Here is a 25,279-nt window from a genome sequence, read left to right on the forward strand (position 1 = left end):
TATGCCGTCACGTTACTCCGATGCTTTTGTACGCAACGAGAGAGAAGAACAAATAACGGCCATGGCCGACCGGCTGGCTGCCGGATTCGCCGAAAGAGCCGCCGTTCACGATGAGGAAGGCTCTTTTCCGTTCGATAACTTTGAGGAATTGCGCAAAGCGGGTTATTTGAAGCTTACCGTACCGCAAGAGTACGGCGGAGACGGCGCTTCGTTGTATGAAACGCTTCTGGCCCAGGAGAGGCTCGGAAGGGGCGACGGTTCGACGGCTTTGGCCGTCGGATGGCATATCGGCCTGATGCTCCATTATTCGCGCACGCGGCTGTGGCCGGAGGAATTGTTCGCCGAGTTCTGCAGGGAAGTCGCTAGGGATGGCGCGCTCATTAACGTCTTCGCCTCCGAACCCGCTACGGGGAGTCCGACGCGCGGCGGACGGTTTGAAACGAAAGCGGTCAGAGCCGAAGGAGGATGGCTGATTAGCGGAAGGAAAACATATTGTACGTTAAGTCCGATTCTCCGCCATTTTATCGTATCCGCCAGCCTGGACGGCGAAGAGGGAACGGCGGATTTTCTGGTTCGAAGCGGACCCGGGATTCAAGTGGAAGAAACCTGGAACACGCTAGGAATGAGAGCGACCGGCAGCCACGACCTGATCCTCCAAGACGTATTCGTGCCCGATCGCGATAGAATGACCCGGGCGGACCGGGCGCCGGGCCCGCATGAGGATGACGGCAACGGCTGGATGCTGCATATTCCGGCTTGTTATCTCGGAATCGCTTGGGCGGCCAGAGATTTCGCCATCCGTTACGCCAGGGAATATCGTCCCAACAGCTTGCCGGGCCCGATCGCGGATTTGGCTCACATTCAGGACAAAATCGGTGCGATCGAGGAAAAGCTTATTACCGCCCGCACCTTGCTGTACTCGGTAGCGGACCGTTGGGACCGCGATCCGCAAGGGCAATCCGCGCTGAGGAACGAATTGGGGCTGGCGAAGACGGTGGCGGTCAACAACGCGATTTCGGTTGTTGATCTTGCCATGCGAATTGTCGGAGGGGCGAGCCTGTCGCGCAAGCTTCCGCTGGAAAGATGGTACCGCGACGTACGCGCCGGCCTCCATAATCCGCCGATGGAAGACGCCGTCCGGCTCGGGCTGGCGCGAAGGGCGCTGCAGGAAAAGCCGTAATTGCCCGGCCGATCGGAGGATGGCCGGAGCGGAAAGGAAGTGCGAACGAATGTCGGTTTTTGCAAAAGACGCGTTAAGCGGCAAACATGGAATCGTAACCGGCGCGTCCGGCGAAATCGGCGAGGCGATAGTGCGGGAGGCCGTTCTCATGGGCGCAGCGGTTACCGTCACGGGAAGAAACGCCGATAAGCTGGAACGGTTGCGCCGATCCGTGATCCGGGAAGCTCCGGAAGCGGCCGTTCATATAATACCGGCCGACCTGTCGAAGCAGGCGGGCCGTGACCTTCTTGTGGCCGAGGCGGAGAGATGGGGCGGACCGCCGTCTTTTCTGGTGAACAATGCGGGCATATACGAAGCCGGCACGATGGAGGAGCTTGACGAGGAGCAGTTGACACGTGTTATGCATCTGAACTATACAGTGTCCGTCCTGCTCGCCCAGAAGGTATACGAGTCGATGAAAACCCGCAAGGAAGGTGCGATCGTGAATGTATCCTCTTTGTCGGGTCTTAGGGGAAGCTACGGAAATACCGCGTATGCGGCGTCCAAATTCGCCTTGATCGGCTTTACCCATTGTATGGCGCTGGAGGCGATCAAGCATGGAATCCGCGTGAACGCCGTATGCCCCGGTTTCGTCGAAACGGAAATGGGCTATTCGGTTATTCGGAAACAATCGGAATATACGGGAGAATCGCTTGAAGAACAAATCCGCCGCACCAAGGAAGGCATCCCGTCCGGGAGAATCACGACGCCTGCGGAGGCAGCCCGGACCGTTGCTTTTTTGCTGACGGAAGCAGCCGGAAATATCGTCGGCGAAGCGGTCAAAATTTCAGGCGGCGCGCTGTTAAGATAGCATCATGGGTGGCAAACCGCAATATTCCCTTGCATTGGGGACGTTTATGCCTTGTTTGCGAATTTTCATTCGTAACTAAGGCATTTTCGTTCCCGATTTTCGTTTGAGCGGCGAAAACGGGATGAATTAGCGTCCGGCGATGTCTTATTAGAGACGACCAAGGACAATGGCCTAAAAAATGGGCGTCTTCATCAGTAACAAGTGCGGAGATGATTCCATAGATTGTAATCAAATATTCCTTTTCCTCAACAATTAAAAAATTTACGGAGGTTTGTAAAAAATGAACGATTTCAAAAACGATCTTCAACAATTAAGCGTGAACCAATTCCAAACGGGAGAAATGACGCCGTGGAATCAAAGTCAGTATGCCGCCGGGCCGTACCCGGGAATACAGCAATCTGGCCCAAATCAGGCTGATCCGACCCGTCTTTGTATCGGCTTCTGCAGCGGTTTCTGCGCCGGTTTCTGCGCCGGTTTTTGCGGAGGATTTTGCAGCGGCTTCTGCGGAGGATTTTGCGGCGGTTTCTGCCACCATCGGTGCGGAGGATTTTGCCATCATCGATGCGGCTGACCGGTGTCAGCCTGTATCCGCAAGAGTTAACGAGCAATGCCCGCCCCTGCACGGCCGATCGGTCCGGCAGGGGTTGTCTCAATTTATTCCCGCATAACATGAAGGACAAATCGGCTTACATATATATACCTAGAACGGATGTCGGCGGTTGGCGAATGATCGTAAGGAAAGGAGGAGTGAGATGGCATTATTGACCCCTGCCGCACGGTTGAAAACCAACGGAGATACGTTCTATCTCCCGGTTCCAAACGGCGGCGTTTATTTCCGGAACAATGTAGGCACGTTTCGGATGGAAGGAGAAGCGATCGACCGGTGGATCGAGAAATTGCTTCCGATGTTCAATGGGGAATACACGATGGAACAATTGACGGACGGCATGGAGGACCCGCACCGAAACCGGATATATGAAATTGCGGAAGCGCTCGTCAATAAAGGATTTGTTCGGGATGTAAGCCGGGATCTCCCGCATCGGTTGAAGGATGACATCGTCCGCAAATACGCCGGGCAAATCGCTTTTTTGGATAGTTTCGGTTCGTCCGGCGCTTACCGGTTTCAGTCTTATCGTCAATCCAGCGTGCTCGCGGCGGGATCCGGCCCGCTATTCGTCTCGCTGGTCGGCGCGCTGCTTGAGTCGGGCTTGCCCCAATTCAGCATGCTGATTACGCACGAATCGACGACCAACCGGGAGCGATTGGCGGAATTGGCGGAACATGCCCGCGCAACCGACCCCGAAGTGGCAATCGAAGAAGTGGAATGGCCGAAGGAAGGGAGCGATCGTTGGCGGGAGATTGTACGACCGTTTTCTTCGGTATTGTATGTATCCCCGGAAGGGGATGTCGAGGAACTCCGCCTTCTGCATGCGGTTTGCCGGGAGGAGAAGAAGCTGTTGATCCCGGCCATGTTTTATGGTCAAACAGGCATCGCGGGTCCGCTCGTCCATCCGGAGAGGGAAGGATGCTGGGAATCGGCCTGGCGCCGCATCCATCATGCGGCGCTTGCCAAGGATCCGCAGCGGCATGCTCCTTCAGCTACGGCGGGCGCAATGCTCGCGAACGTGATCGCGTTCGAATGGTTTAAAACGGCGACGGGAGCGGCAGAATCGGAGCTTGAGAATGCGGTGTTTCTGCTCAATCTGGAAACGTTGGAAGGAAGCTGGCATCGGTTCCTCCCGCATCCGCTCGTCGGCGATCGGGCGCTTGCCGTTAAGCCGAAACCGGTGCAAGACTTGGAGGAACGGCTTGGACAACGTGCCGCCGCGAATCGAACGAATGAATCGTTCGTATTGTTTAGCCGGTTGACCTCGGCGCAAACGGGCATTTTCCGTATGTGGGAGGAAGGGGATTTGAAGCAACTGCCGCTTTCCCAATGCCGGGTTCAAGCGATCGACCCGTTGTCGGAAGGACCGGCGGAATTGCTCGCGGACATCGTCTGCTCCGGTTTGACTCATGAAGAAGCGCGGAAGGAAGCGGGGCTGGCCGGCGTGGAAGCTTACGTATCGCGTTTGGCCGGGGCGATTATGGAACCGCGGCAGAGGATCGGCGTCGGCGCGGGGGATTCGGCTGCGGAATGCGTCGTTCGCGGTTTGCAAGCCTGTCTGGCATTGGAGCTCGAGGAACGGCAGGCGCATTCGAATCCCGCGGTTGCGCCGGTGCAGGTAAGCGAGGTGGAAGACGGGCGTTGTCGCTTTTATTTGCAATCGCTCGCCGCGCTGCGGGGCGAGCCTGTTATCGGCATCGGCCGGGAAGTTTCGGGGTTCCCGACGGTATGGGTCGGGACGGGCGACCGCTGGTACGGCTGCGCCTCCCTGAATGCGACGATGGCGCTGCGGAAGGCGCTGCAGGCTGCGCTGCAGAAAGAGCAGAATCGAAGCGCCTGCCGTTGTCCGCAAGTGTTGGAAGTTTCGTCCGTGCTGCTGGGAAGGGGGGCCCCTGTTAGCATGAGCGTCCCCGCAATCGCGGAACAGGCGGAAATGTTGCGCGAGGCGATGCAAGTCTTTAAGAAGAACGGGAAGACGCTTGAAGTGATCGATTTGGCGGTGGAGCCGTTTCTGAACGACATGCCGGGCGGAGTATACGGGGTGTTGCTGCGGGAGGAGGAGTCATGGTGAGCGCATGTGTGGCAATGATCGGGGAAGGCGTGCTGGCGGACTTGGTATACGGGGAGCTATCCGCCCTATTTCGGATCGAGCGTCAGAACGATCCGACAACTGCAATTCCGGAAGAGGCGGACTTCGCTCTCGTATTGTCTGACGCTTATCATCCTGCCGTCCATCGCCAAGCCGAAACGGCGCTGCAGGCAGCGGGCATCCCTTGGCTGCGCGGCTTCGTCGCCTTCGGCGAAGGCATGGTCGGGCCGCTCGTGCGTCCGGAAGCGCCGGGATGCACGCTATGCGCCGATACGCGGCGGTTCAAGGCGGAACGCGACCGCAAGGAGATGTGGCAGCTTCGGCGCATGCTGGAAGCGTACGGGGGACGACCGTCCGATGCGTGGGCATCGCGTACGGGACTCATGCATATGGCCCATCTGCTCGCGGCAGAGACGCGGAAGGCGCTGCAAGGCGGCCGGTCCCTTCTCGAAGAGCGGGTCTATTTCATCGACATGAGAACGCTGCAAAGCACAAGTCATTTCGTTCTCCCCGAACCGCAATGTCTCGTGTGCGGGCGGCTGCCCGACGATTCGCCGGAAGCGGCCCGCATCGAGCTGCGTCCAAGCCCGAAAGCAAACGAGAACGGTTACCGCACCCGTTCGCTGCAAGACTTGCGCAGCTTTCTGACGGCAGACTACTTGGATTACCGCATCGGCTTAATGAACGGCAAAATGGTCGATCTATTGTCGCCTTTCGCCGACGTGAGCGTCAATCTTCCATTGTTCGGGCATGACGAAGCTACGGCGGGCCGCACGAACAGTTATGCGGACAGCGAACTGGCCGCCATTCTGGAAGGGCTGGAGCGGCATTGCGGCATGGCGCCCCGCGGAAAACGAACTGTCGTCCGCGACAGCTACCGCCATTTGGCGGATTACGCGCTTCATCCCGTTTCTGTGGGAGTATATGCCAAGGAACAATACGAATCGCCGGATTTCCCATTCAAGCCGTTTGATCCCGACGAAGCGATGGATTGGGTTTGGGGCTATTCGTTTTTAAGGGAAGCGCCGATCCTGGTGCCGCAGATGCTTGCTTATTACAGTTCAAGCAGCGAACCCGGCTTCGTCTATGAAACGTCCAACGGCTGCGCGCTCGGAGGAAGCTTGGAGGAAGCGATCTTCTACGGCATCATGGAAGTGGTGGAGCGGGATGCGTTTCTGCTCACTTGGTATGCGCGACTGCCGTTGCCGCGTCTCGATCCATACTCGGCGAACGATGCGGAATTGGATTTGATGGTGAACCGCTTGCAAACGGTGGCGGGCTTCGAGCTGTTTCTATACGACGCGACGATGGAGAACGGAATTCCGAGCGTATGGGCATTGGTGAAGAACCGGAAATCGCAAGGCGTCAATCTCGTTTGCGCGGCCGGGGCGCATCCGGATCCGGTACGGGCGGCGAAAAGCGCCGTCCACGAACTGTCGGGGATGACGCTGACGCTCGACGATAAATTCGCAGCGAACCGGGAGGACATTGCGCGCATGCTGCATGATCCGTCGTTGGTGCGGGGGATGGACGACCATTCGATGCTGTACAGCTTGCCGGAGGCGGAGGAGCGGCTGCGGTTTCTACTGGAGGAATCCGGCTCTCCCAGGTCGTTCGCCGAACAATTCGGCAGTCCGCTGAAGCATCCGGACTTGACCGACGATCTGAAGGATGTGCTGCAAGCGTTCCGCCGATTGCAGCTTGATGTCATTGTCGTGGACCAGACGACTCCGGAATTGAAACGAAACGGACTGTACTGCGTGAAAGTGTTGATTCCGGGCATGCTGCCGATGTCGTTCGGCCATCGCCTCGTCCGCGTTACCGGTTTGAAGAGAGTGCTGCAAGTGCCGGCGCAGCTCGGATACGCCGAGCGTCCGCTGACGCCGGAGCAGCTCAATCCGCATCCGCATCCGTTCCCATAACGCCCGAGGAGGGAGAAGGATGAATCTGGACGCTTTTCTGCAAGATCTCCACGCGCCGGCTTACGAGTCCGGTCCGCCGAGCGAGCAGGTCGATTGGGACGATGCGCCGCTTCCGTATAAGCTCTACCGCGGTTTGCGGACCTTTCCGTTATCGGCGGAAGTGCCGCTGACGCTAATCGAACGGAAATCCGGCGCCGTACCCGGTCTGGACGAAATCGCCCATCTGCTCTGGTTTTCATTCGGCCTAACCCGAATCAGCCAAGCGCCCGGCGCCGGACAGCCCGCATCTTCGGGGCGGACGATGCAGCTGTACCGCAGGTTTATTCCGTCCGGCGGCGGACTGTATCCGAGCGAGTTGTATCTCTACTTGAAGACGCCGGAGCTTCCTGCGGGCGTCTATCATTACGATGCGGCGCATCATCGCCTCATACTGCTGCGGGAAGGCGATTACGATCTGTATCTGTCCCGGGCTCTCGGCAACCGGTGCCGGGTATCGGCATGTTCCGGCGTTGTCATGGTGTCGAACATGTTTTGGAAAAATTTTTTCAAGTACAAAAACTTCTCATATCGGCTGCAAGGGCTGGATACCGGCGTATTGATCGGGCAACTGCTCGAAACGGCGAAACGGTTCGGCTATGCGGCGGCCGCGCATTATCAATTTCTCGACCGGGCGGTCAATCATTTGCTCGGGCTGCCCGAGCGGGAAGAAAGCGTATATGCGGTCATTCCGCTTGCGGCGGAGCCTGCCGCCGCTTGGCCTGCCGGCGGCCGGTCCGATCCGGGAGCCGCGGTCGTTTCCGCGGCCAGGCTGTGCCGGGAAGTGCCCGCCGTCCGGCATGAACGCGTCGAGCGCTCGCGCAGGGTGAAGGAGTTTCCGGCGCTGGTGCGGATGAACGAAGCAAGCATGTTGGAATCTTCAGCGTCTTTCCGCCGGGCGGGCAAGACAAACAATCCGGGGAGCGGGCTTCGCTCCGCCTATTTGCCCTTGGCGCCGCCGATGTCGTACGATTTGGCGCAAGCATGCCACAATCGGCATTCGCCGGAGACCGAGTTCGTGCTCGGCAAAGTGACGATGCGGCAATTGTCCGCGTTGCTGCAAGAAGTTGCGGCTTCCTTGCCGTACCGCAACGATCTGGGCGATCCCGAAGCCCCGCTTCCGAACCGCATTCAACTATACGTTTGCCTCGTTCATGTCGAAGGCGTGCAGGACGGCGCTTATCGGTACGATTTCGCGGCGCATGCGCTCCGCCGAATCCGGCCCGGGGATCATCGGCTCCTGCTGCAGCAAGGCATGTATTTGGGCAACGTCAACCTGCTCCAAGTGCCGCTATGCTTCCATGTGTCCGGCGATCGGCAATTTCTCGCGCCGGAATTCGGTTATCGGGGATATCGCATTTTGCAGATGGAGGCGGGAATGCTCGTGCAGCGTTTGCTGCTGGCGGCGTCCGCGCTCGGAATGGGAGGACGGCCTCTCCTCGGATTCGACGCGAACGTCTCCGACGAGATTTACGGATTGGCCCCGGTCAATCGGACCAGCCTGATCCAAATTCCGGTCGGCCCCTATCGTCCTCGTCCGCGGTTGGAAGGAGGGCTGCATAGCTGACTCCGGCATTCCCCGGCCATACCGATGCCGTATGCAGATGCTCTTTCGGCGTAGAATGAGTTGCACCATTGCAGTACAAACCGTGAACGCGGGACTCATAGTTGTACAATTCTGTGATCCATCCCGCTGGGGAAAAGAATAACGAGAGTATTCTTCTCGTTCCCCCAAGCCGAGACGGCCTGGGCCCAAACGGCCGCGATCATCGTTCGTTTGGAAAGTGAAATCGAATAATAGATGATGGCAAAAAGCCGGTTAAGGGTATCCTTGACCGGCTTTTTGTTGAAATGACGGAAAACAATATTTAGGGAAATAAGGTATCTCCTCATTCCGCCTTCTGTCGATATCCCTCTCATTCAGTAAGCGGTATAACCGGATCGAAGCGAAGGAAACGACAAAGCTTGACATTGCAGTGTACTTCAACGTTTATGCTGAAGAAGAACCGTTTGCGGTTGTCTCGGCCGACGACGAAACGAATAATGGAGGTACTGTATAATGAGAATGTTAGAGGTTATCGTACAGCGATCGACAGAAAGGGCAAGCCTTACGATCAAGGCCGGTCCAAGTCTCTATTGACCAAATGTCTGCTGTCCTTCCTGACTCTGGCCGCCACGGGCGTCTCCGTATATTTGAGCCTGTTGCTTCCCGTTTTTTCAATGCCCGAACCTACCGGCAGCTATGCGGTCGGCACGATATCGCTGCACCTCACGGACGAGTCCCGCGACGAAACGTTCAGCGCCGACCCGAACGATAAGCGGGAACTTATGGTGAATGTCTGGTATCCGGCGGATCGGGAGGAGGCGAAAGGAAAGCCGGTAGAGCATTATCCGTCCGAATTGGGAGAAGCGATCAGTCTGGTGTTTGGCGCACAGTAGACGAGAAGGCTCCGAACCATTTCGGCGCTTCAGTTTGTTGCTCAAGGCGCAAATGAATGGTTTGTCAACCGTTTGAGGCTCCGAACGACTTCGGAGCTTTTTCATTTCGCCGCCCGCCGCGCCGCCCTCTTCCCGAAGCCGCATTTGTGCCAAATCCATAAACATGATAGCATTCAAATTATACAAACGTTGAGAGGTTGTAGTATGCCAAAGACGATTTTGATTGTGGAAGACGAACATATTTTGCGCGAAGTGATGAAAGATTATTTGCTTGAAGAAGGATACGAGGTGCTGGAAGCGGGCGACGGCAAACAAGCGCTGGCCTTGTTCCGGGCGCATGACGTGCACTTGATCATTCTCGACATTATGCTGCCCGAATTGGACGGGTGGTCGGTATGCCAGCGCATTCGCAAGATTTCAAACGTGCCGATTATTATGTTGACGGCTCGCTCGGACGAGGACGATACGCTGCTTGGATTCGAGCTTGGCGCGGACGATTACGTCACGAAACCGTACAGTCCGCCGATCTTGCTGGCACGGGCGAAACGGCTTCTGGAAAACCGGCATATCCGGGAACAGGGAAGCGGCGGCGATACGTTATCCGGCAGCGGCATTACGATCCATTTCCCATCCCGCACCGTTTCGATCGACGGGACGAGCTGCAATTTGACGCATACGGAATTTGAAATTTTATCTTACTTGATGAAGAACAAAGGGATGATTATAACAAGGGATCAATTAATCACGAAAATATGGGGCTACGATTTCGTCGGCGACGATCGAACGGTCAATAGCCATATCCGCAATTTGCGTTCCAAGCTGGGGGACCAATCGAAATGCATCGTCACCGTCGTGCGTTCGGGATATAAATTCGAGGATCAATCATGAAAAAGGGCATTGTACTCAAGCTGTTTCTATTAACGACCGCACTATGCATGTTCGTTCTCGCGATCATTTTTATCGGACAAACCCTTTTTTTCAAGCAATTTTATGTCCACCAAAGGATGGAAAACGTGCAGGCGGCCATCGAATCGTATAAACAGGACTACTTGAACCATGCCGGTGACGCACAGGCGGCGGCCAACCTTGAACAAAACTTTTATCAAGAGCATGGCACTTGGATTACGACATTGGACGCTATGGGCAATTTGAAATATACCGGCGATTTTACGATGGAGATCCGGTTGGAGCGCTCCGATGACACTGTCGATCTGCCCGGCCAAACGCTTACCGTCCCGTTGTACACGGTCATGAATGTGGAGGACATGTATACCGACAATCCGTTTCTCGCTCCATGGATTCAAGAGGGCGATCCGATCGCTGTCGAAGGCATCATCGTAAACAATCAGCCGGTTGTGCAGCGGATGGGAAGGAGTGGAGCCAGGCTGAGAGAGGAAGGCCGTCTGGAAAATAGCCAGATGGTAAACAAGGAGTATGAAGTTGTACCCAGGTTCGAAAGTGGGTTTCAATACCATGAAAAGTACCCCACTTTTCTGGTCAAAGGGACGATTACGAAGGTTCGGATACCGGAAGGCGCAGCAATTGGGCGCTATACGAATCATTTATTTCTGGATCGGATCAAAGCGTTGCAGGCGGATCTTTTGTACGGAGATTATGATGGCGGCGTGAATGCCGGTCAAGTCATCGATTTTGAACAAAATCAAGTGAATTACAAAATGTTTGTGAACCGGATCGAAGATCCGGACGGGAAACCGGCATACATCGTCGCGATGACGTCGCTGCAGCCTGTAGCCGAAGCCGCCGGGGTGATGCAAAATTACTACGTCTATATTGTCGTCGCCACACTGCTGCTTGTGCTGCTGGTCTCGTTCTATTTTTCCCGCCGGATTGCCCGGCCGCTGCTGCGAATTAACCGTACGGCGCAGAAAATGGCCGGCTTGGACTTTTCCGAGAAAATTCCGGTCACGACCAAGGATGAGATCGGCGACCTGTCCCGCAACATTAACGAGCTTTCCGAGCGGCTCCATTCCCATATCGCCCGGTTGGAGGAGGATATCGAGAAAGAAAAGCAGCTGGAGAATACGCGAAAGGAATTTATTGCCGGGGTATCGCATGAATTGAAAACACCGCTAAGCGTCATTCAAAGCTGCCTGTCCATTCTTAAGGATGGGGTGGCGAGCCATAAGCGGGATTATTATTTTGCGGCGATGGAAGATGAAGTGAGACGGATGGATCTGCTGATCGCGGATATGCTGGAGCTGGCCAAGTATGAGTCCGGCACATATAAGATGGAGTTGGAATCGTTCGATATCGCCGCCGTTCTGGAGCGAATGTGCGCGAAATTCGCTTCCGAGATCGCGAGCAAGGAGTTGCAACTGCACACTCATCTTCAGCCGATCGAAATCGTGGCCAATGGGCGCCGGATCGAGCAAGTGATCGTCAATTTCCTCACGAACGCGATTCGCTACACACCGGAGCATGGGACTATTATCGTGTCGACCGTCGAAGAGCGGGATTCCGTCAAAGTATGCATCGAAAATAAAGGAGCTCACATTCCGGACGAGCAGTTGGAGAAAATATGGGACCGTTTCTATCGCGGCGAACCTTCCCGGCAGCGCGCGACCGGAGGGACCGGGCTCGGTCTGGCGATCTCGAGGAAGATCTTGGAGATGCACGGCGTGCCGTATGGCGTAACTAATACGGCGGAAGGCGTGATGTTCTATTTCTATCTGAATAAAAAAGGATAGAGGAGTTACTTATCTTTCAATTAAATACCGCGATTTACTCGGCTCGCGTCCCTATTGGAAAACATCCAATAGATATAGCGAATTTGCCGATCCAAACGGGAATCCATTGGAAAATATCCAATGGATTTCTCGTTTATTGCACGATTTAGCCCTTTTTTGAATCATCTACTGGATAAATTCCAATGAAAGGTCGGATTACAGGGATTTTACGGTTAAAACGTTGTATAAAATCCAGCGGAGCGGGAGCGGACCTCCTTTCAAGAACCTGATGCAGCGGTGTCAGGCTTTTTTTCATTCTTTAGAATAATTTAATTTCATCTGCATTTTATCTTTATCTCTCTCTATTATTCTATCTTGTGAGAGAGGGGATGGATGGACATGACAGCACGAACGCACCTTGATCGAAGCCGCAACGAACGCAGGGTGAGAATGAAGAAACGAAGACGGCTCATCCTTCTGTTGGCAGCCGTTATCTTGCTCGTTGTCTCCCTTGTGAAGTTGGCTGCAGCGCCTGAAACGGCGATTGCGCAGCGGCATGCCAAGCAGCCGGCGGACCCGACGACGAGTAGCGAGAGCAAGCCGCAGGGAGAAGAGATGGTCAAGCCTCGGGGAGAAGACGCCAGGCCGCAAGGGAAAATCGTCTATTTGACGTTCGACGACGGCCCGAGCCAATGGACCGGGAAATTTCTCGATGTTTTGCAGGAGCAGGACGTCAAGGCAACGTTCTTTATGCAAGGAAGCAATTTGAAGCGCAAAAGCCTGCAAAGCGATGTGAAGCGTGCGGTGCGCGAAGGGCATTATGTCGGCGGACACAGCATGACTCATCAATATAAAAAGCTGTACGAACAAGGGGAGTTCGTAACCGAGATGCAAGAAACGTTATCGCTGATTCATGATATAACAGGCGAGAATCCGCATTTGGTGCGTCCGCCTTACGGGTCGGCGCCGGGACTGAACGACGAACAAATTCGCGATCGGATCGCCGATGCGGGAATCAAAATTTGGGATTGGACGATCGATTCGAATGATTGGAACTTGAAGGATCATCCGGAACAGATTATCGAGAACGTCAAGAAAGCGACGAAGGTTGATCTGGAAGTCGTACTTATGCATGAAAAACCGCAAACGCTCCAAGTTCTCCCTGACATTATCGCCTTCTATCGGGAAGCGGGATACGAGTTTGGCTTATATGACGATGCCGAACATTTCCACCTGAATTTCCAGAAGGATCATCGCTTGTAAGGACATAGAGAGGGAGAGAGAGATGAAGAAGAGCATACCATGGATCGTTTTGATCGCAGCCGCCGTTTTGATTTTTGCCGTGTACAACGTCTTTTCCGGCAATAGCGGCGCAAGCGACAGCCGTCCGGGCGGAAGCGGCGTCAACGATACGACGCACGACCCGATCTATAAGGTCGTCCTCGATCCGGGACACGGCGGCAAGGATCGCGGCGCGACCGGCGCCAGCGGACAGGATGAAAAGGACTTTACGTTGCAACTGTCGCACAAGGTGAGAGAACGGTTGGAGCAAGAGCCGCAAATCGAGGTCTATATGACCAGAACCGACGACAGTTTTATTTCCTCGATCGATCGGGAGAGACCCGAGTTTGCCAATCAGTTGAACGCGGACGTATTCCTATCCATTCACGGCAATACCTTTACCGACGCCGGCGTTTCGGGCACGGAAACGTATTATTACCGCGAGGAATCGCTTCAATTGGCTGAAATCATGCATAAGCATACGGTAGAAGCGACCGGATTCCGGGACCGCGGGGTGAAGAAAGAAAATTTTTTCGTTGTGAAGGATACGAAGATGCCGGCGGTGCTGCTGGAAGTAGGTTATTTGACGAATCCGCAAGACGAGGCGCAATTGTTGAAGGACGAAGTTCAGAATCGGATTGCCGGATCGATCGTAGCCGGGATCAAGGAATATTTGAACATACAATAAACGGGAGAGAGGAATTGGAAAATGAGAAAGAACTTCATTGCATTTTTACTTATTGGAATCATCGCATTATCGCTCGCTGCGTGCGGAAATCAGGGAAAGGGACCGAAGCAGTCCGCGACGGATCAGGAACAAGAGGCGGTACCCGCAACTGCGGAGTATAAAAACGTATTTCAAACGAGCGTATTTCTGGGGGATTCGATTACGGAGGGATTGTCTTTTCACGATGTGTTAGATGAAGCGAATGTGCTTGCCGGCGCGGGGAAAACGGCCGAGTTCGCGCTGGAAGATATCGAGGAGTTGGCGAAGCGAAATCCGAAACATATCTTTATCCTATTGGGTTCGGATGACATTCTATGGCCGACGGACGATCCCAAACAATACTCGCTGACGCAATACGCCAAGTTGATTGATACGATCAAGGATAAACTGCCGGGCGCAGCGATCACGATCTTGCCTGTTACGCCGGTGACGGCCGAAGCGGAGCAAGAAGAACCCCGATACCGCAATATCGAAGACTACAATCAGGGATTGAAGGAACTGGCCGCCAAGGAACAAGTCGGATTCGTCGACTTATCATCGATCTTTGCCGGCAACCCGGACGTGCACGATGCGGACGGCATCCATTTTAAAGCCGAGTTTTATCCGCTCATGCTCGATCTGTTGAAAGATCAAGTGAAATAACATGCGAACGGGTGCATCATTGGAGGTGACGGGAATTGGTATTTAGCAGTCTGCTATTCCTGTTCCTATTTTTGCCGGCAACGATTCTTGTTTATTATCTATCGCCTAGAGGGCTGCGAAATGCCGTTCTGCTCGTTGCGAGCCTCGTATTTTATGCATGGGGAGAGCCGTTATATATATTGATCATGATCTTCTCTACCGTCTTTGATTATGCGAACGGATTGCTGATCGATAAGTACAGGCATCGCAAGGCGATTGCCAGAACGGTCTTTATCGTGTCCATCGCCGGCAGTTTAGGCATTCTCTGTTTCTTCAAATATGCCGGGTTTGTCGTGGACAATATCAATCAACTGTTCCATCTCCATCTTCAAGCGGCCGATCTTCCGCTGCCGGTGGGCATCTCCTTCTATACGTTCCAAACGATGTCCTATGTCGTGGACGTGTACCGTGACAAAGTGCCCGTGCAGAGGAATATCGTCTCCTTCGGCGCCTATGTGACGATGTTCCCGCAGCTTGTTGCGGGTCCGATCGTCAAATACGGCGACATCGCGGGGCAACTGGCTTCCCGCAAAGTGACGCTGGACCGGTTCGGCGAAGGGGCGGAATTGTTGATGAGAGGGCTGGCCAAGAAGGTGCTGCTTGCCAACAATATCGGATTGCTGTGGACGAGCGTGAAGGCGACGCCCATGGAGGATTTGAGCGTGCTGTCCGCATGGCTCGGCATCATTGCGTTTACCTTCCAAATCTATTTCGATTTCAGCGGGTATTCGGATATGGCGCGCGGACTCGGCAAAATGTTCGGCTTCGATTTTATGAAAAATTTCAACTACCCTTATCTATCGAAAAGCGTGACGGAATTTTGGCGCAGATGGCATATCTCCTTAGGCTCCTGGTTTCGGGAGTATGTCTATATTCCGCTAGGCGGCAATCGGTCGGGCTTGCCGAAGCAACTGCGCAATCTGTTCGTGGTGTGGCTGGCGACCGGCTTATGGCATGGGGCGAGCTGGAATTTTATCGTATGGGGCTTGTATTTCGGTTTCTTCGTTACGGTCGAGAAGCTGTTTCTATTGAAATGGCTGCAACAGCGGTCCGGCATCGCAGGACATATCTATACGCTGCTCATCGTCATCGTCGGATGGGTATTGTTCGAATTTGAAAATATGGCTGCCGCTTTGCAATTTATCGGAACGATGTTCGGTTTCGGCGCGCACGGAATTGCGGATAATATGGCGCTCTATTCCTTGTCAACGAATCTCGTATTGTTGGTCGTGTTGGCGTTGTGTGCAACTCCGCTTCCCCGGAAGGCTTTATCGCATCTCAGGGAAAGAAGCAGGATGGCAGGCGCGATGGCCGTCCCGGCTATTTATTTCGTATTAATGATGCTGTCGACGGCTTATTTGGTCAATGAAACATACAATCCTTTCTTATACTTTCGATTTTGAAGGAGGGGGCGGCCTTGAATCGGCACGACAACATATATAAACATATGATGGCCATCCTGTTATTGCTGTTTATAAGCATCATCGCGATCCTTAATCTTATAGCTCCCGCCAAAGTATTCTCGGAATCGGAGAATCGGAATTTAGAGCAGATGCCGGAGTTTTCGCTGGACAGTTTGCTGTCGGGAAAGTTTACTTCCAATTCCGAGAAGTATGTGTCCGATCAATTTGCTTTCCGAGACGTTTGGATCGGCGTAAAATCCGATACGGATCGAGCGATGGGGAAAAAGGAGAGCAACGGCGTTTATTTGGGCAAGGACGGATATCTTATTCAACAATTCACTCCGCCTGCAAACGGGGATCTGGAAGCCAGGATCGAGGCCATCCATGCGTTTGACGACGCCACGCCTGCCCTGCATAAATATGTGATGCTTGTGCCCACGGCTGTGACGGTGCTTAAGGAGAAACTCCCGGCCTATGCCCCTGACGGGGACGAACTTGCGTATTTGGATGAGGTCCGGCAAGCGCTCCCCGGCGATATCGGTTTTGTAGATGTGTATCCCGCGCTGTATGACGGGCGGGAGCAAGCGCTGTATTATCGAACCGACCATCATTGGACGACCGCAGGCGCCTATTATGCATATCGGGAGTTATGCAAGCAAATGGGAATTGCCCCGAAAGGGGAGGAAGATTTCAACGTTCGGCAGGTCACGGATGATTTCTATGGGTCGCTCTATTCGAAGAGCGGGTTCCGACATATACAGCCCGACCGCATCGAGCTTTATTTGCCCAAGGATGAAGGGAAGATTGCGGTAGAGTACGCCGACGAAGGGCGAACCTCGGATTCCTTGTATGAGATGGCGAATCTTGACAAGAAGGATAAGTATACGGTGTTCCTTAACGGCAATCATGGGCTTGTGAAGATAAAGACGAACCGTTCGGATGGGAAAAAGCTGCTCGTGGTCAAAGATTCGTATGCCAATAGCCTGATTCCTTTTTTAACGGAACATTTCGGCGAAATTTATGTGGTGGACCTGCGGTATTACGAAGAAAACTTGGCGGCTCTTGTGCAAGAACATGAAATCCGCGACATGCTGCTGCTTTACAATATCAATACGTTCTTTGAAGATCCATCTATTATGAACTTATCGGAGTTGATCGAATGAAACAATATAATAGGAAGCTTGCAGCCGCTCTCGTTGCGTTTGCCTTGGCGATCGGCCTTTTGGCCGGGTGTTCCGGCAAGGGGGACGGGGATGCGGATAAACTGTCGGCCGCCGATGTAGGGGAACGGATCGGGCAGGCGGTGAGCTTGGACGGTATGAAACAAGGGGATGCGAAGAAACTGCAAAAGCTGTACCATATCGATGCGGGGGACGTGGAGGACTTCGTTCTTTATACGGCGACATCGAATGTGAAAGCGGACGAATTGGCAGTAATCAAAATAAAAGACGAGAATCAAGCCGAAAGCGTCAAAGCGAAAATATTGCAAAGAATCGATGCGCAAACGGTCAAATTTAAAGATTATCGCCCGGAAGAGTATTTTCTCATCGAGAAGCATGTTTTAAAGACGAAAGGCCCGTTTATTCTGTTCGCCGTCTCCCAAGTAGCCGATCGGATGGAACGCGCGTTTGACGAGGCATTTTCATTATAGTTGTTTGATATCCTCTGTCCGAAACGACAGAGGTTTTTTGCGCAGTTTAGTAACGTTTTCTCCGCATAGGGTTGTATAGGTTTTGTATAGGTTGGATTGCTACACTATATCGTAGGGGAGTGTTGAATTTTGGCAGATGATGTCGTTCCGAACTATATTTTGGAGAGGAGGGATTTGACTTCTCATTATGAGTATGTAGACGAGACGCAGTGTAAGGTGAAGTGCGGCATCATTGTCGAAAGACGGTCGGAATGACAACGTTTACGCCAGAAGAGACCCCATTATGTTTTCATATCGAATCCTCCTGCAAATGTATGAAACAGGCAGGTGGATCTCTCTGAGGGAAACCTGTTCCATCTGCTCTCCAACTGGTTCTGCAAATGCCGGGAGGTACGAAAGAACAGGAGGATGAGAGAGCGTGTTTACACGAAGCAGTAAGTTGTATTGGAAGAAGCAGCTTATGGTCTTGCTCGCGTTCGTTGTCGTAGCGGGCGGGTTCCCTGCTGTATTCGCGCCGCAGGTAGCGGAAGCGGCTGAGACGGACCCTATCAAGTGGTTGACGTACAAGTTCGATATTAATGATTTTTCGGAAAAATCTCAGCAGGAACTATTTCAGTTAAATGGGCAAGCGGCATTTTCGGATGGAAGGTTGATTGTGAACCCGGGAGCTCCATTAAACAAGCATATTCCTGGAAGCGCATTTAACAAACAATCTTTTCAACCGCATGAAGAATTTTCGTTTAGTACCGGATTTTCCTTTGTATTTAACGGTAATCCGGGGAAGTCTGCCGATGGAATGACCTTTGCGATTGTGACTGATCTAGAAGGTTTGGGTGACACTGGTGGAGGTATGGGAATACAAGGGGTAGCACCAAGTTTTTCCCTAAAATTTGATACCTATAAAAATGGAGATCCTTATTTTGATCCGTCGTACAACTATATAGGAATTGCAATTGATGGAGACATAACAAATACGAATCCGTTATGGTATAAAGACCTCAACGCTGCTGATATGAGAGATGATTCCGGCAACCCTAAGATTGTTCTGGCAAACGGTAAGACATATTATGCCTGGATCGATTACGACGGTGCATCCAGCAATGTAAAGGTGTACTTGAATGATTTAGCGAGCAAACCAGACGAACCTTTAATCAATGCTGAAAATATCAACCTGAAGGATATTTTTAATGATGCGAATGCCATTTATACGGGTTTCACTGGCGTAGGCTACAATGAATCGCATGAAATTTTAAGCTGGTATTTTGTTAACGACTTTGCGCCGATTGGCGATCTGGACGACACCAGCGGGTACCAACAAGCCCCTTCAACTCTGGAATTGGAAGTTGGAACTGCAAGCCAAGGTGCTTATCCAATTGTGATTACCGCAAAAAACGCTGACGGAAATCCTGCCGCAGATGTGCCAATCACAATAACAGGTTCGCAAAATGGCACTTGGAAAGATGCGGATGGTAATCCGATCACAGACTGGTCTGCGGTGACAACAGACAGTAATGGACAAGTTATAGTTTATTACATTCCTGGCAACGTTTTTGATCCAAGTGATTTAAGAGCAACGGCGGTTGGCGGTGCGATTGCGACCGGAACGATCTCTGCTTTTCCGTCAGCACCAGGTGGGGTAATAGACAAACAACCGGTATTGTGGTTGAAGGCGGATGACGGTGCGACAGAGGATTCTGGAAAATTAAAAGCTTGGAATGACCAATCGGAAAATCCTGTGGAGTTTACTCTTGATGTGCCGGTTGGACAAGAAGCGAGAACACCCAAGTATAATGCGAACGGGGTAAACTTCAACCCAAGTGTGACTTTTAGCAATCCTACTAGCGCTAATCATTATGGAACCTCAGCTAAATTAGTTGGAGATAAGCAGATTACTTTCCAGTCTGGATACGCTGTTTATAAGCCGAATGGTGGAGCACTCGTTGGTTCAACTGAAATACAGGATTACGGTGCTATCATTTTAGGCAGCTATGGCGCTAATTTCGCCGTAGGGACTGGAAAAACGGGTAATTACCGTTATATCCCAGGAGCAAGCAATGCGCGATACCAACTTGTACAGTATGAGATTGAGGATACAATTACTCATACAGGTAAAATTGATGGTAAGCCAGTAACATTAACGAGAAATGATCAGAGTTTTGGACCAATAAAAATTACACCTGTTGTTGGAGCCACTGCTGGTACCAAAGATCTTAACTGGGGAGGTTTAAACGGCGAAGTAGCAGAAATCATTTTATTTGATGGGATGACCACTTCAGACGCAGCAAAAATCGAAACATATTTAGCTGTAAAATATGGCATTACCCTGAATGATGGCAATAGTGATTATGTTGCTACCAGCGACGTAACAGTATGGGATGCTACTAAAAACTCAGGATACAAAAATAATATTGCTGGCATTGGTCTTGACACGATCGAAGGTCTCCATCAAAAGCAGAGCCGCAGTATAAACACTGGCACGCAGATTGTCATCAGCTCAGGTCAATTAACGGAAACTAATGAACCTGACGGTTCAGAGTTGGCTGACGGACAGTACCTAATATGGGGCGATAATGGAGACCCTCTTGTTTTTGACAAGCAAATCGGTATAACGAATGAATACCGTGCGCAACGTGTATGGAAGGTACAGAATACTGGCGGAGTCGGTCTGGTACAAGTCGCAATCCCGGTAAGTGCTATTCCGGCTGGGAAAAAGTTGATTGTGAGTGACAGCGATACCGATTTTACTACTGCTATAGGTTACGAACTAGAAGTTAAAGATCTTAACGGTGTTCCGCACTACGTTGCGACGGTACAGGAAGGTTTGGCAGATGAACAGTTCTTCACTTATGGGGTGCAGGCGCCAACGCCTCAAACCGTGACTCTTGAAGAAGTTGCGAATGACGGAGGAAATGAGATCATTCTAACTTTCGATCAAGAAATTGCGGATGGCGTAACAACAGAAGGTTTTGCGGTTACAGTTGGCGATGCGCTAGAACCTGTTGAAATTAGCGAGATTGTCGTGGAAGGCAATAAGGTGAAGTTGAAACTGTCGAAAGAGCTTCGTCCAGATGATACTTTGAGGCTGAAGTATGAAAAACCGACGGATGGCAACTTAAAAGGGACGAATGGCGCTTTTGTTCTTGATTTTGACAGGAAAGTTGACAACAATCTTATCGCGTTTCCATCTTTAGAGATTACCGAACCAAGCGGCGATACCGTCTATATCAAGAACCCAGAGATCAAAGGAACGGCAGACAAAGAAGCCAAGGTTGAGGTAACCATTAAGAAAGAAGATGGCACTGTCATTGGCCCGGTAGAGGTTGAGGTAGCCGAAGACGGCACCTGGAGCTTCATACCTTCCGAAGACTTGTCCGATGGAAAGTACACAATCGAAGTGACGGCGGAGAAAGACGGCAAAGAATCGAAAGAGTCGAAAGACATTACCGTAGATACCTCGAAGCCTAGCTTGCAGATCACCGACCCAATCGGCGATATAGTGTATGAAGCCAACCCAGAGATCAAAGGAACGGCAGACAAAGAAGCCAAGGTTGAGGTAACCATTAAGAAAGAAGATGGCACTGTCATTGGCCCGGTAGAGGTTGAGGTAGCCGAAGACGGCACCTGGAGCTTCATACCTTCCGAAGACTTGTCCGATGGAAAGTACACGATCGAAGTAACGGCGGAGAAAAACGGCAAAGTATCGAAAGAGTCGAAAGACATTACCGTAGATACGACGAACGTTGTTGACAAAACCGTTCTGAAACAGAAAGCGAAAGAAATCAGCGGCAAGATCACCGCCGGCGAATTTATCGAGTCCGAATACACTCAAGCCAGCTGGACAAACCTTGCTAACGCGCTTGAGGCAGCGGAAAGCGTACTGCGCGATCCGAACGCAACGCAAGATCAGGTAAATCAGGCTTTGACAGCTCTCGACGAGGCTGAGAAGAATCTGGTGAAAGTAGGCGGGGAACTGGATGGACTGACGCTTGTTGGACTGATCGAAGACGGTCAGGAGAAGCCGGTCAATCTGACTCCGGAGTTCGACCCGATCCAATACAAAAACTACTATGGAACGGTAACGAACGACGTATATGGCATTAACCTGAATCCAACGGCGAAATATCCGAACGAGACTCAGGTGAAAGTATACGTTAACGGTAAGGAGTACTTTGCCGATGAATGGAATAACCTTCCATTGGTAGAAGGCAAGAAAAACGAGATCAAGGTAGTCGTCTACGACAAAACCGGCAAACCGATCAACGAATACACCATTGAAATCGTTCGCGAAGGCGCCGCAACAGCCAACAACAAGCTGGCATCGTTGGTACCATCCGTAGGAAGCCTGTACCCGGCTTTCGATCCGAACCGGGATTCCTACACGATGAGCGTATCGAACAGCGTGTATCGGATTCAATTCACGCCAACGGCGCTCGATCCGGACGCTACCATTCAGATTCGCGTAAATGGCGGCGAATGGAAAGAAGTTCCTAGCGGCGAACTCAGCGACTATCTGGCGCTGAATGTCGGCACGAATACCATTGTCGTTCGAGTTACGGATCAAGACGGCACGTTCAAAGACTATACGGTAACGGTCACCAGAGCGTCCGGCAGCATCGGCGGCGGCAGCAGTTCCGGCAGCACCGACAGCGGTACGACGACACCGTCCACGTCGGGGAACAACGTAAAACCGGGAGACATTGTATCGACTGTCGACGGTTCGAAAGTTCCATTCGCAACGGGTACCGTCACGCAAACGGGAGACCGTACGCAAACGACGGTTACGATCGATCGGGACAAGCTGTCCGGCATTCTCGCGAACGGTAAGGGACAGAAGCTGGGCATCGGCGTACCGGGCGACGTCGACGTCGAAGTTCGAGGCTTGACGGCCGAAGACCTGAAGAAACTTGCCGACACCGGCTCCAGCCTGGATATCGAAAACTTGCTGGCGATTTATCCGGTTCCTGCCGGACAACTCGATTTGAATGCGATTAGCAAACAATTCGGCAAAGCGCCGCTCGGCGACATTGCCGCAAACATCAAGATTACACGTTCTGCGGACGATCTGGCTAAGCTTGCCCGCGAGAAGGCGGAGAAAGCCGGCTATGAACTGCTCGTTCATCCGGTCGATCTCGATTTAACCTTTACGCATGACGGACAAACGAACAGAGCGGGACTATTGAACGGTTATGCCGTGAAATATATCGCCTTGCCGGAAGGCGTCGATCCGAACCGCATTACGACGGGCGTCATTGTGAACCCGGACGGAACCGTGTTCCACGTTCCGACGGTCGTGACGAAAATCAACAACCGTTACTTCGCGAAGATCAACGATCTGCGCAGCAGCGGAACTTATTCCGTCATCTGGAATCCGAAAGATTTCAACGACGTGAAGAACCACTGGGCGAAAGCAAGCGCGAACGACATCGCGGCGCGTCTGGTCATTGAAGGCACAGGCAACAACAACTTTACGCCGGACCGCGATATTAACCGTTCCGAGTTTGCGGTGTTTATCGTCAAAGGATTGGGGTTAATGCGCCAGGACGTGAAGCAAAACGTATTCCACGACGTTTCGTCGTCGGCATGGTACCATGCGGCGGTAACGATTGCCAATGAATTCGGCATCGTGCTTGGCTATGACGACGGCGCGTTCCATGGCGAGCGGTATATTACGAGAGAGCAAGGCATGGCGATGATTGCGCGCGGCTACAAGCTGATCCGTCCGGAAGCGTCGATGAGCGAAGGACAGGTGAACGCAGTGCTTTCCACGTTCGGGGATGCGAATCAAATCGCGCCTTGGGCGAAGGAAGCGGTCGCTTTGCTGATCTCCGAAGGCATTACCGAAGGCAAGAGCGGACAGTTGTTGAAACCGCAGGATCGAATGACGCGTGCGGAAGCCGCAGCATTGATTCAAAGAATGTTGAAAACGACTGAACTGATCGATTAATTGAGAAACAGCCGCTGTCGAGCGCCTCAAGCCGATGGCGGCTGTTTTCCCCTAATATGGGACAAAAGTCGGTCGACAACATGCGACAAACAAAGGTAAACTTAACCATGTTTCTAAAGCACCGAAAGGAATGAGGATTTTCATGAGAGCCATACTCGTTGACGATGAGCAGCTTGCTCTTGAACGGCTCAAGCTATTATTGGAACGCGACATGAATGGCGTGGAAGTTGTTGAGTTATGCTCGAATTCATTCAAGGCGTTTGAGATGGTGGATAAACATCGCCCTGATGTCGTATTTCTCGATATCCATATGCCCGAGCTCGATGGTCTGAAGTTGGGAGAGCGGCTGCAGGCGATCATACCCGATATGGAGATCGTATTTGTAACCGGTTACGACCACTACGCCGTGCAAGCTTTTGAACTATACGCTTTGGATTACATTATGAAGCCTGTAGAACCCGAGCGTTTGCGGCGAACGGTAGAACGTTTGCAAGGAAAGTTAAAGGGGAAAAATAACAATCGCAGCAAGGAAGCGTCAACGCCGTTTATTTTCTGCTTCAATAAGATAAGGTATCAGCTTCCCGGCGAGGAGCCGCAAACCATCAAATGGCGCACAAGCAAAGCGCAGGAACTGTTCGCCTATTTGCTGCATCACCGGGATCGAACGATCGACAGAAGCACGCTGATCGAGCTTTTATGGCCGGATTTCGAGGTATCGAGGGCGTCGCAGCAGCTGTATACGACGATTTATCATATTCGGCAAACTTTGCAAAAATCGGATTGGATACGGTATCGATCAGCAGCGGGGATTTGGGGGCCGGATACTGCCTGACAATCGGGAACGCGCGAGTGGATGCGGAGGAATGGGAGAACCGCCTGAAACAATTGGGCGATCCGAAACTCGAGCATATTGAAGAGCACGAGCGCGTTGTTGAGCTGTGTGAAGGCCATTATTTGGGAGAGTACGAGTATTTATGGGCCGAACACGAACGGGAGCGGCTCCGGCTGTTATGGTTGAGCCATGCGAGAAGCTTAGGCAAGCTATATATGGAACACGGCATGACGCAAGCGGCTATTCGGGTGAACAAGCTGATTCAACAACGGCTTCCCGACGAGGATGAGACTTATCTTACCCTGATGAAGCTATACGACGGCTTGGGGGACAGAGGAGGGGTCGAAGAACAGCATTGGTTGCTTTCATCCAGAATGGAGAGGGAGTTGGATTGATATTAGCATTTGCAAAATAAAAACGATGATCATATAAAAAAACGCTTTCATTTTTTCCAATAATAGGTTATGATCGATATAAATCAACCCAGAGAGACGCTCTACGGCAATGATCTACCAACGATAGACGCATTTCCGCGATGGGGACATCAATAGAATCGGTATACCGATGAGAGGAAGAAGAACTTGCGGATTGCGGGCGCGGTTCTTCTTTTTGCTTGGATCGTTTCCGCGGGCATTTGGCGATGTATAGAGGATAAAAGTGACTTCGACGATGCGGCATGCCATTCTCCGGATCAAAAGCCGCGAGCGAGAATTCCTTTTTCTATATTCGAAAGGCTGTCATTTTTATCCTAAAAGTTTAAGCGGTTAAACTTATGGCCGTTTAAGGAAAGGAGGGCAGTGCGGATTATTTCGTTAAAAAAGTTTAATTAAAAGTCCAGCGGTAAGATGTCAAGCCCCTGATTCATGAGAATTGGAAATTTACTTTAAGGAACAGGTCAATGAGTCAGGAAAAAAGACAACACCAAACTAAACCCAGTTCAAAAATCGAGT

Annotated in this window: 17 protein-coding genes and 1 pseudogene; all 18 read left to right on the forward strand. The window is 52.2% G+C overall.

What is annotated here, in order from left to right; all coding sequences use genetic code 11:
• Position 1: 1 nt before the first annotated feature.
• Entirely contained in the window at positions 2-1,180 is a 1,179-nt protein-coding gene (locus tag KQI79_RS16500; protein WP_216539350.1) for an acyl-CoA dehydrogenase family protein, read from the forward strand.
• A gap of 49 nt (positions 1,181-1,229) precedes the next feature.
• Entirely contained in the window at positions 1,230-2,030 is an 801-nt protein-coding gene (locus KQI79_RS16505) for an SDR family NAD(P)-dependent oxidoreductase (protein ID WP_216539352.1), read from the forward strand.
• Positions 2,031-2,395: 365 nt separating this feature from the next.
• Positions 2,396-2,698: a hypothetical protein gene (locus tag KQI79_RS16510; protein ID WP_216539353.1), complete on the forward strand. Its 303-nt coding sequence runs from the start codon at positions 2,396-2,398 to the stop codon at positions 2,696-2,698.
• 84 nt (positions 2,699-2,782) lie between these two features.
• Positions 2,783-4,708: a putative thiazole-containing bacteriocin maturation protein gene (locus KQI79_RS16515; RefSeq protein ID WP_216539355.1), complete on the forward strand. Its 1,926-nt coding sequence runs from the start codon at positions 2,783-2,785 to the stop codon at positions 4,706-4,708.
• Complete coding sequence (locus KQI79_RS16520; protein ID WP_216539374.1) at positions 4,705-6,648, forward strand: TOMM precursor leader peptide-binding protein; 1,944 nt, start codon at positions 4,705-4,707, stop codon at positions 6,646-6,648. Before KQI79_RS16515 ends, KQI79_RS16520 begins: the two co-directional genes overlap by 4 nt.
• A 19-nt stretch (positions 6,649-6,667) precedes the next feature.
• A complete protein-coding gene (locus KQI79_RS16525) occupies positions 6,668-8,251 on the forward strand; it encodes a SagB family peptide dehydrogenase (RefSeq protein WP_216539357.1) in 1,584 nt (527 codons plus the stop codon).
• 398 nt (positions 8,252-8,649) lie between these two features.
• The gene (locus KQI79_RS16530; RefSeq protein WP_216539359.1) at positions 8,650-9,123 is read left to right on the forward strand and encodes a hypothetical protein; all 474 of its coding nucleotides are present in this window, start codon (positions 8,650-8,652) and stop codon (positions 9,121-9,123) included.
• Between the two features lie 204 nt (positions 9,124-9,327).
• On the forward strand, positions 9,328-10,011 hold the full coding sequence (locus tag KQI79_RS16535; protein WP_216539360.1) for a response regulator transcription factor: 684 nt from the start codon (positions 9,328-9,330) through the stop codon (positions 10,009-10,011).
• Positions 10,008-11,831 (forward strand): sensor histidine kinase, encoded by a 1,824-nt coding sequence (locus KQI79_RS16540; RefSeq protein WP_216539361.1) that lies wholly within the window; start codon positions 10,008-10,010, stop codon positions 11,829-11,831. The genes KQI79_RS16535 and KQI79_RS16540 overlap by 4 nt, the downstream gene beginning before the upstream one ends.
• 621 nt (positions 11,832-12,452) lie before the next feature.
• Positions 12,453-13,073, forward strand: a pseudogene (locus KQI79_RS16545) (polysaccharide deacetylase family protein); the annotation flags it as partial.
• Between the two features lie 22 nt (positions 13,074-13,095).
• On the forward strand, positions 13,096-13,779 hold the full coding sequence (locus KQI79_RS16550; RefSeq protein ID WP_216539363.1) for an N-acetylmuramoyl-L-alanine amidase family protein: 684 nt from the start codon (positions 13,096-13,098) through the stop codon (positions 13,777-13,779).
• A 21-nt stretch (positions 13,780-13,800) separates the two neighbouring features.
• On the forward strand, positions 13,801-14,460 hold the full coding sequence (locus KQI79_RS16555) for a GDSL-type esterase/lipase family protein (protein WP_216539364.1): 660 nt from the start codon (positions 13,801-13,803) through the stop codon (positions 14,458-14,460).
• 35 nt (positions 14,461-14,495) lie between these two features.
• Positions 14,496-15,902, forward strand: coding sequence for an MBOAT family O-acyltransferase (locus KQI79_RS16560; protein WP_216539365.1), 1,407 nt, complete (start codon positions 14,496-14,498; stop codon positions 15,900-15,902).
• 14 nt (positions 15,903-15,916) lie between these two features.
• Complete coding sequence (locus tag KQI79_RS16565; RefSeq protein ID WP_483311396.1) at positions 15,917-17,065, forward strand: DHHW family protein; 1,149 nt, start codon at positions 15,917-15,919, stop codon at positions 17,063-17,065.
• A complete protein-coding gene (locus tag KQI79_RS16570; protein WP_216539366.1) occupies positions 17,062-17,553 on the forward strand; it encodes a DUF4358 domain-containing protein in 492 nt (163 codons plus the stop codon). The genes KQI79_RS16565 and KQI79_RS16570 overlap by 4 nt, the downstream gene beginning before the upstream one ends.
• Before the next feature lie 418 nt (positions 17,554-17,971).
• Entirely contained in the window at positions 17,972-23,497 is a 5,526-nt protein-coding gene (locus KQI79_RS16575) for a DUF8202 domain-containing protein (RefSeq protein ID WP_216539368.1), read from the forward strand.
• Between the two features lie 142 nt (positions 23,498-23,639).
• Positions 23,640-24,329: a response regulator gene (locus KQI79_RS16580; RefSeq protein ID WP_216539369.1), complete on the forward strand. Its 690-nt coding sequence runs from the start codon at positions 23,640-23,642 to the stop codon at positions 24,327-24,329.
• Between the two features lie 17 nt (positions 24,330-24,346).
• Positions 24,347-24,724 (forward strand): bacterial transcriptional activator domain-containing protein, encoded by a 378-nt coding sequence (locus KQI79_RS16585; protein WP_216539370.1) that lies wholly within the window; start codon positions 24,347-24,349, stop codon positions 24,722-24,724.
• Positions 24,725-25,279 lie beyond the last annotated feature (555 nt).

It is taken from the genome of Paenibacillus sp. MSJ-34 (assembly GCF_018918005.1).
Taxonomy (GTDB): Bacteria; Bacillota; Bacilli; order Paenibacillales; family Paenibacillaceae; genus MSJ-34.

Excerpts from the sequence above, each read along its gene's own strand:
- KQI79_RS16540 (WP_216539361.1), top strand. The coding sequence starts at position 10,008 with ATGAAAAAGGGCATTGTACTCAAGCTGTTTCTATTAACGACCGCACTA.
- KQI79_RS16510 (WP_216539353.1), top strand. The coding sequence starts at position 2,396 with ATGCCGCCGGGCCGTACCCGGGAATACAGCAATCTGGCCCAAATCAGG.
- KQI79_RS16570 (WP_216539366.1), top strand. The coding sequence starts at position 17,062 with ATGAAACAATATAATAGGAAGCTTGCAGCCGCTCTCGTTGCGTTTGCC.
- KQI79_RS16580 (WP_216539369.1), top strand. The coding sequence starts at position 23,640 with ATGAGAGCCATACTCGTTGACGATGAGCAGCTTGCTCTTGAACGGCTC.
- KQI79_RS16515 (WP_216539355.1), top strand. The coding sequence starts at position 2,783 with ATGGCATTATTGACCCCTGCCGCACGGTTGAAAACCAACGGAGATACG.
- KQI79_RS16525 (WP_216539357.1), top strand. The coding sequence starts at position 6,668 with ATGAATCTGGACGCTTTTCTGCAAGATCTCCACGCGCCGGCTTACGAG.
- KQI79_RS16535 (WP_216539360.1), top strand. The coding sequence starts at position 9,328 with ATGCCAAAGACGATTTTGATTGTGGAAGACGAACATATTTTGCGCGAA.
- KQI79_RS16505 (WP_216539352.1), top strand. The coding sequence starts at position 1,230 with ATGTCGGTTTTTGCAAAAGACGCGTTAAGCGGCAAACATGGAATCGTA.
- KQI79_RS16500 (WP_216539350.1), top strand. The coding sequence starts at position 2 with ATGCCGTCACGTTACTCCGATGCTTTTGTACGCAACGAGAGAGAAGAA.
- KQI79_RS16555 (WP_216539364.1), top strand. The coding sequence starts at position 13,801 with ATGAGAAAGAACTTCATTGCATTTTTACTTATTGGAATCATCGCATTA.
- KQI79_RS16550 (WP_216539363.1), top strand. The coding sequence starts at position 13,096 with ATGAAGAAGAGCATACCATGGATCGTTTTGATCGCAGCCGCCGTTTTG.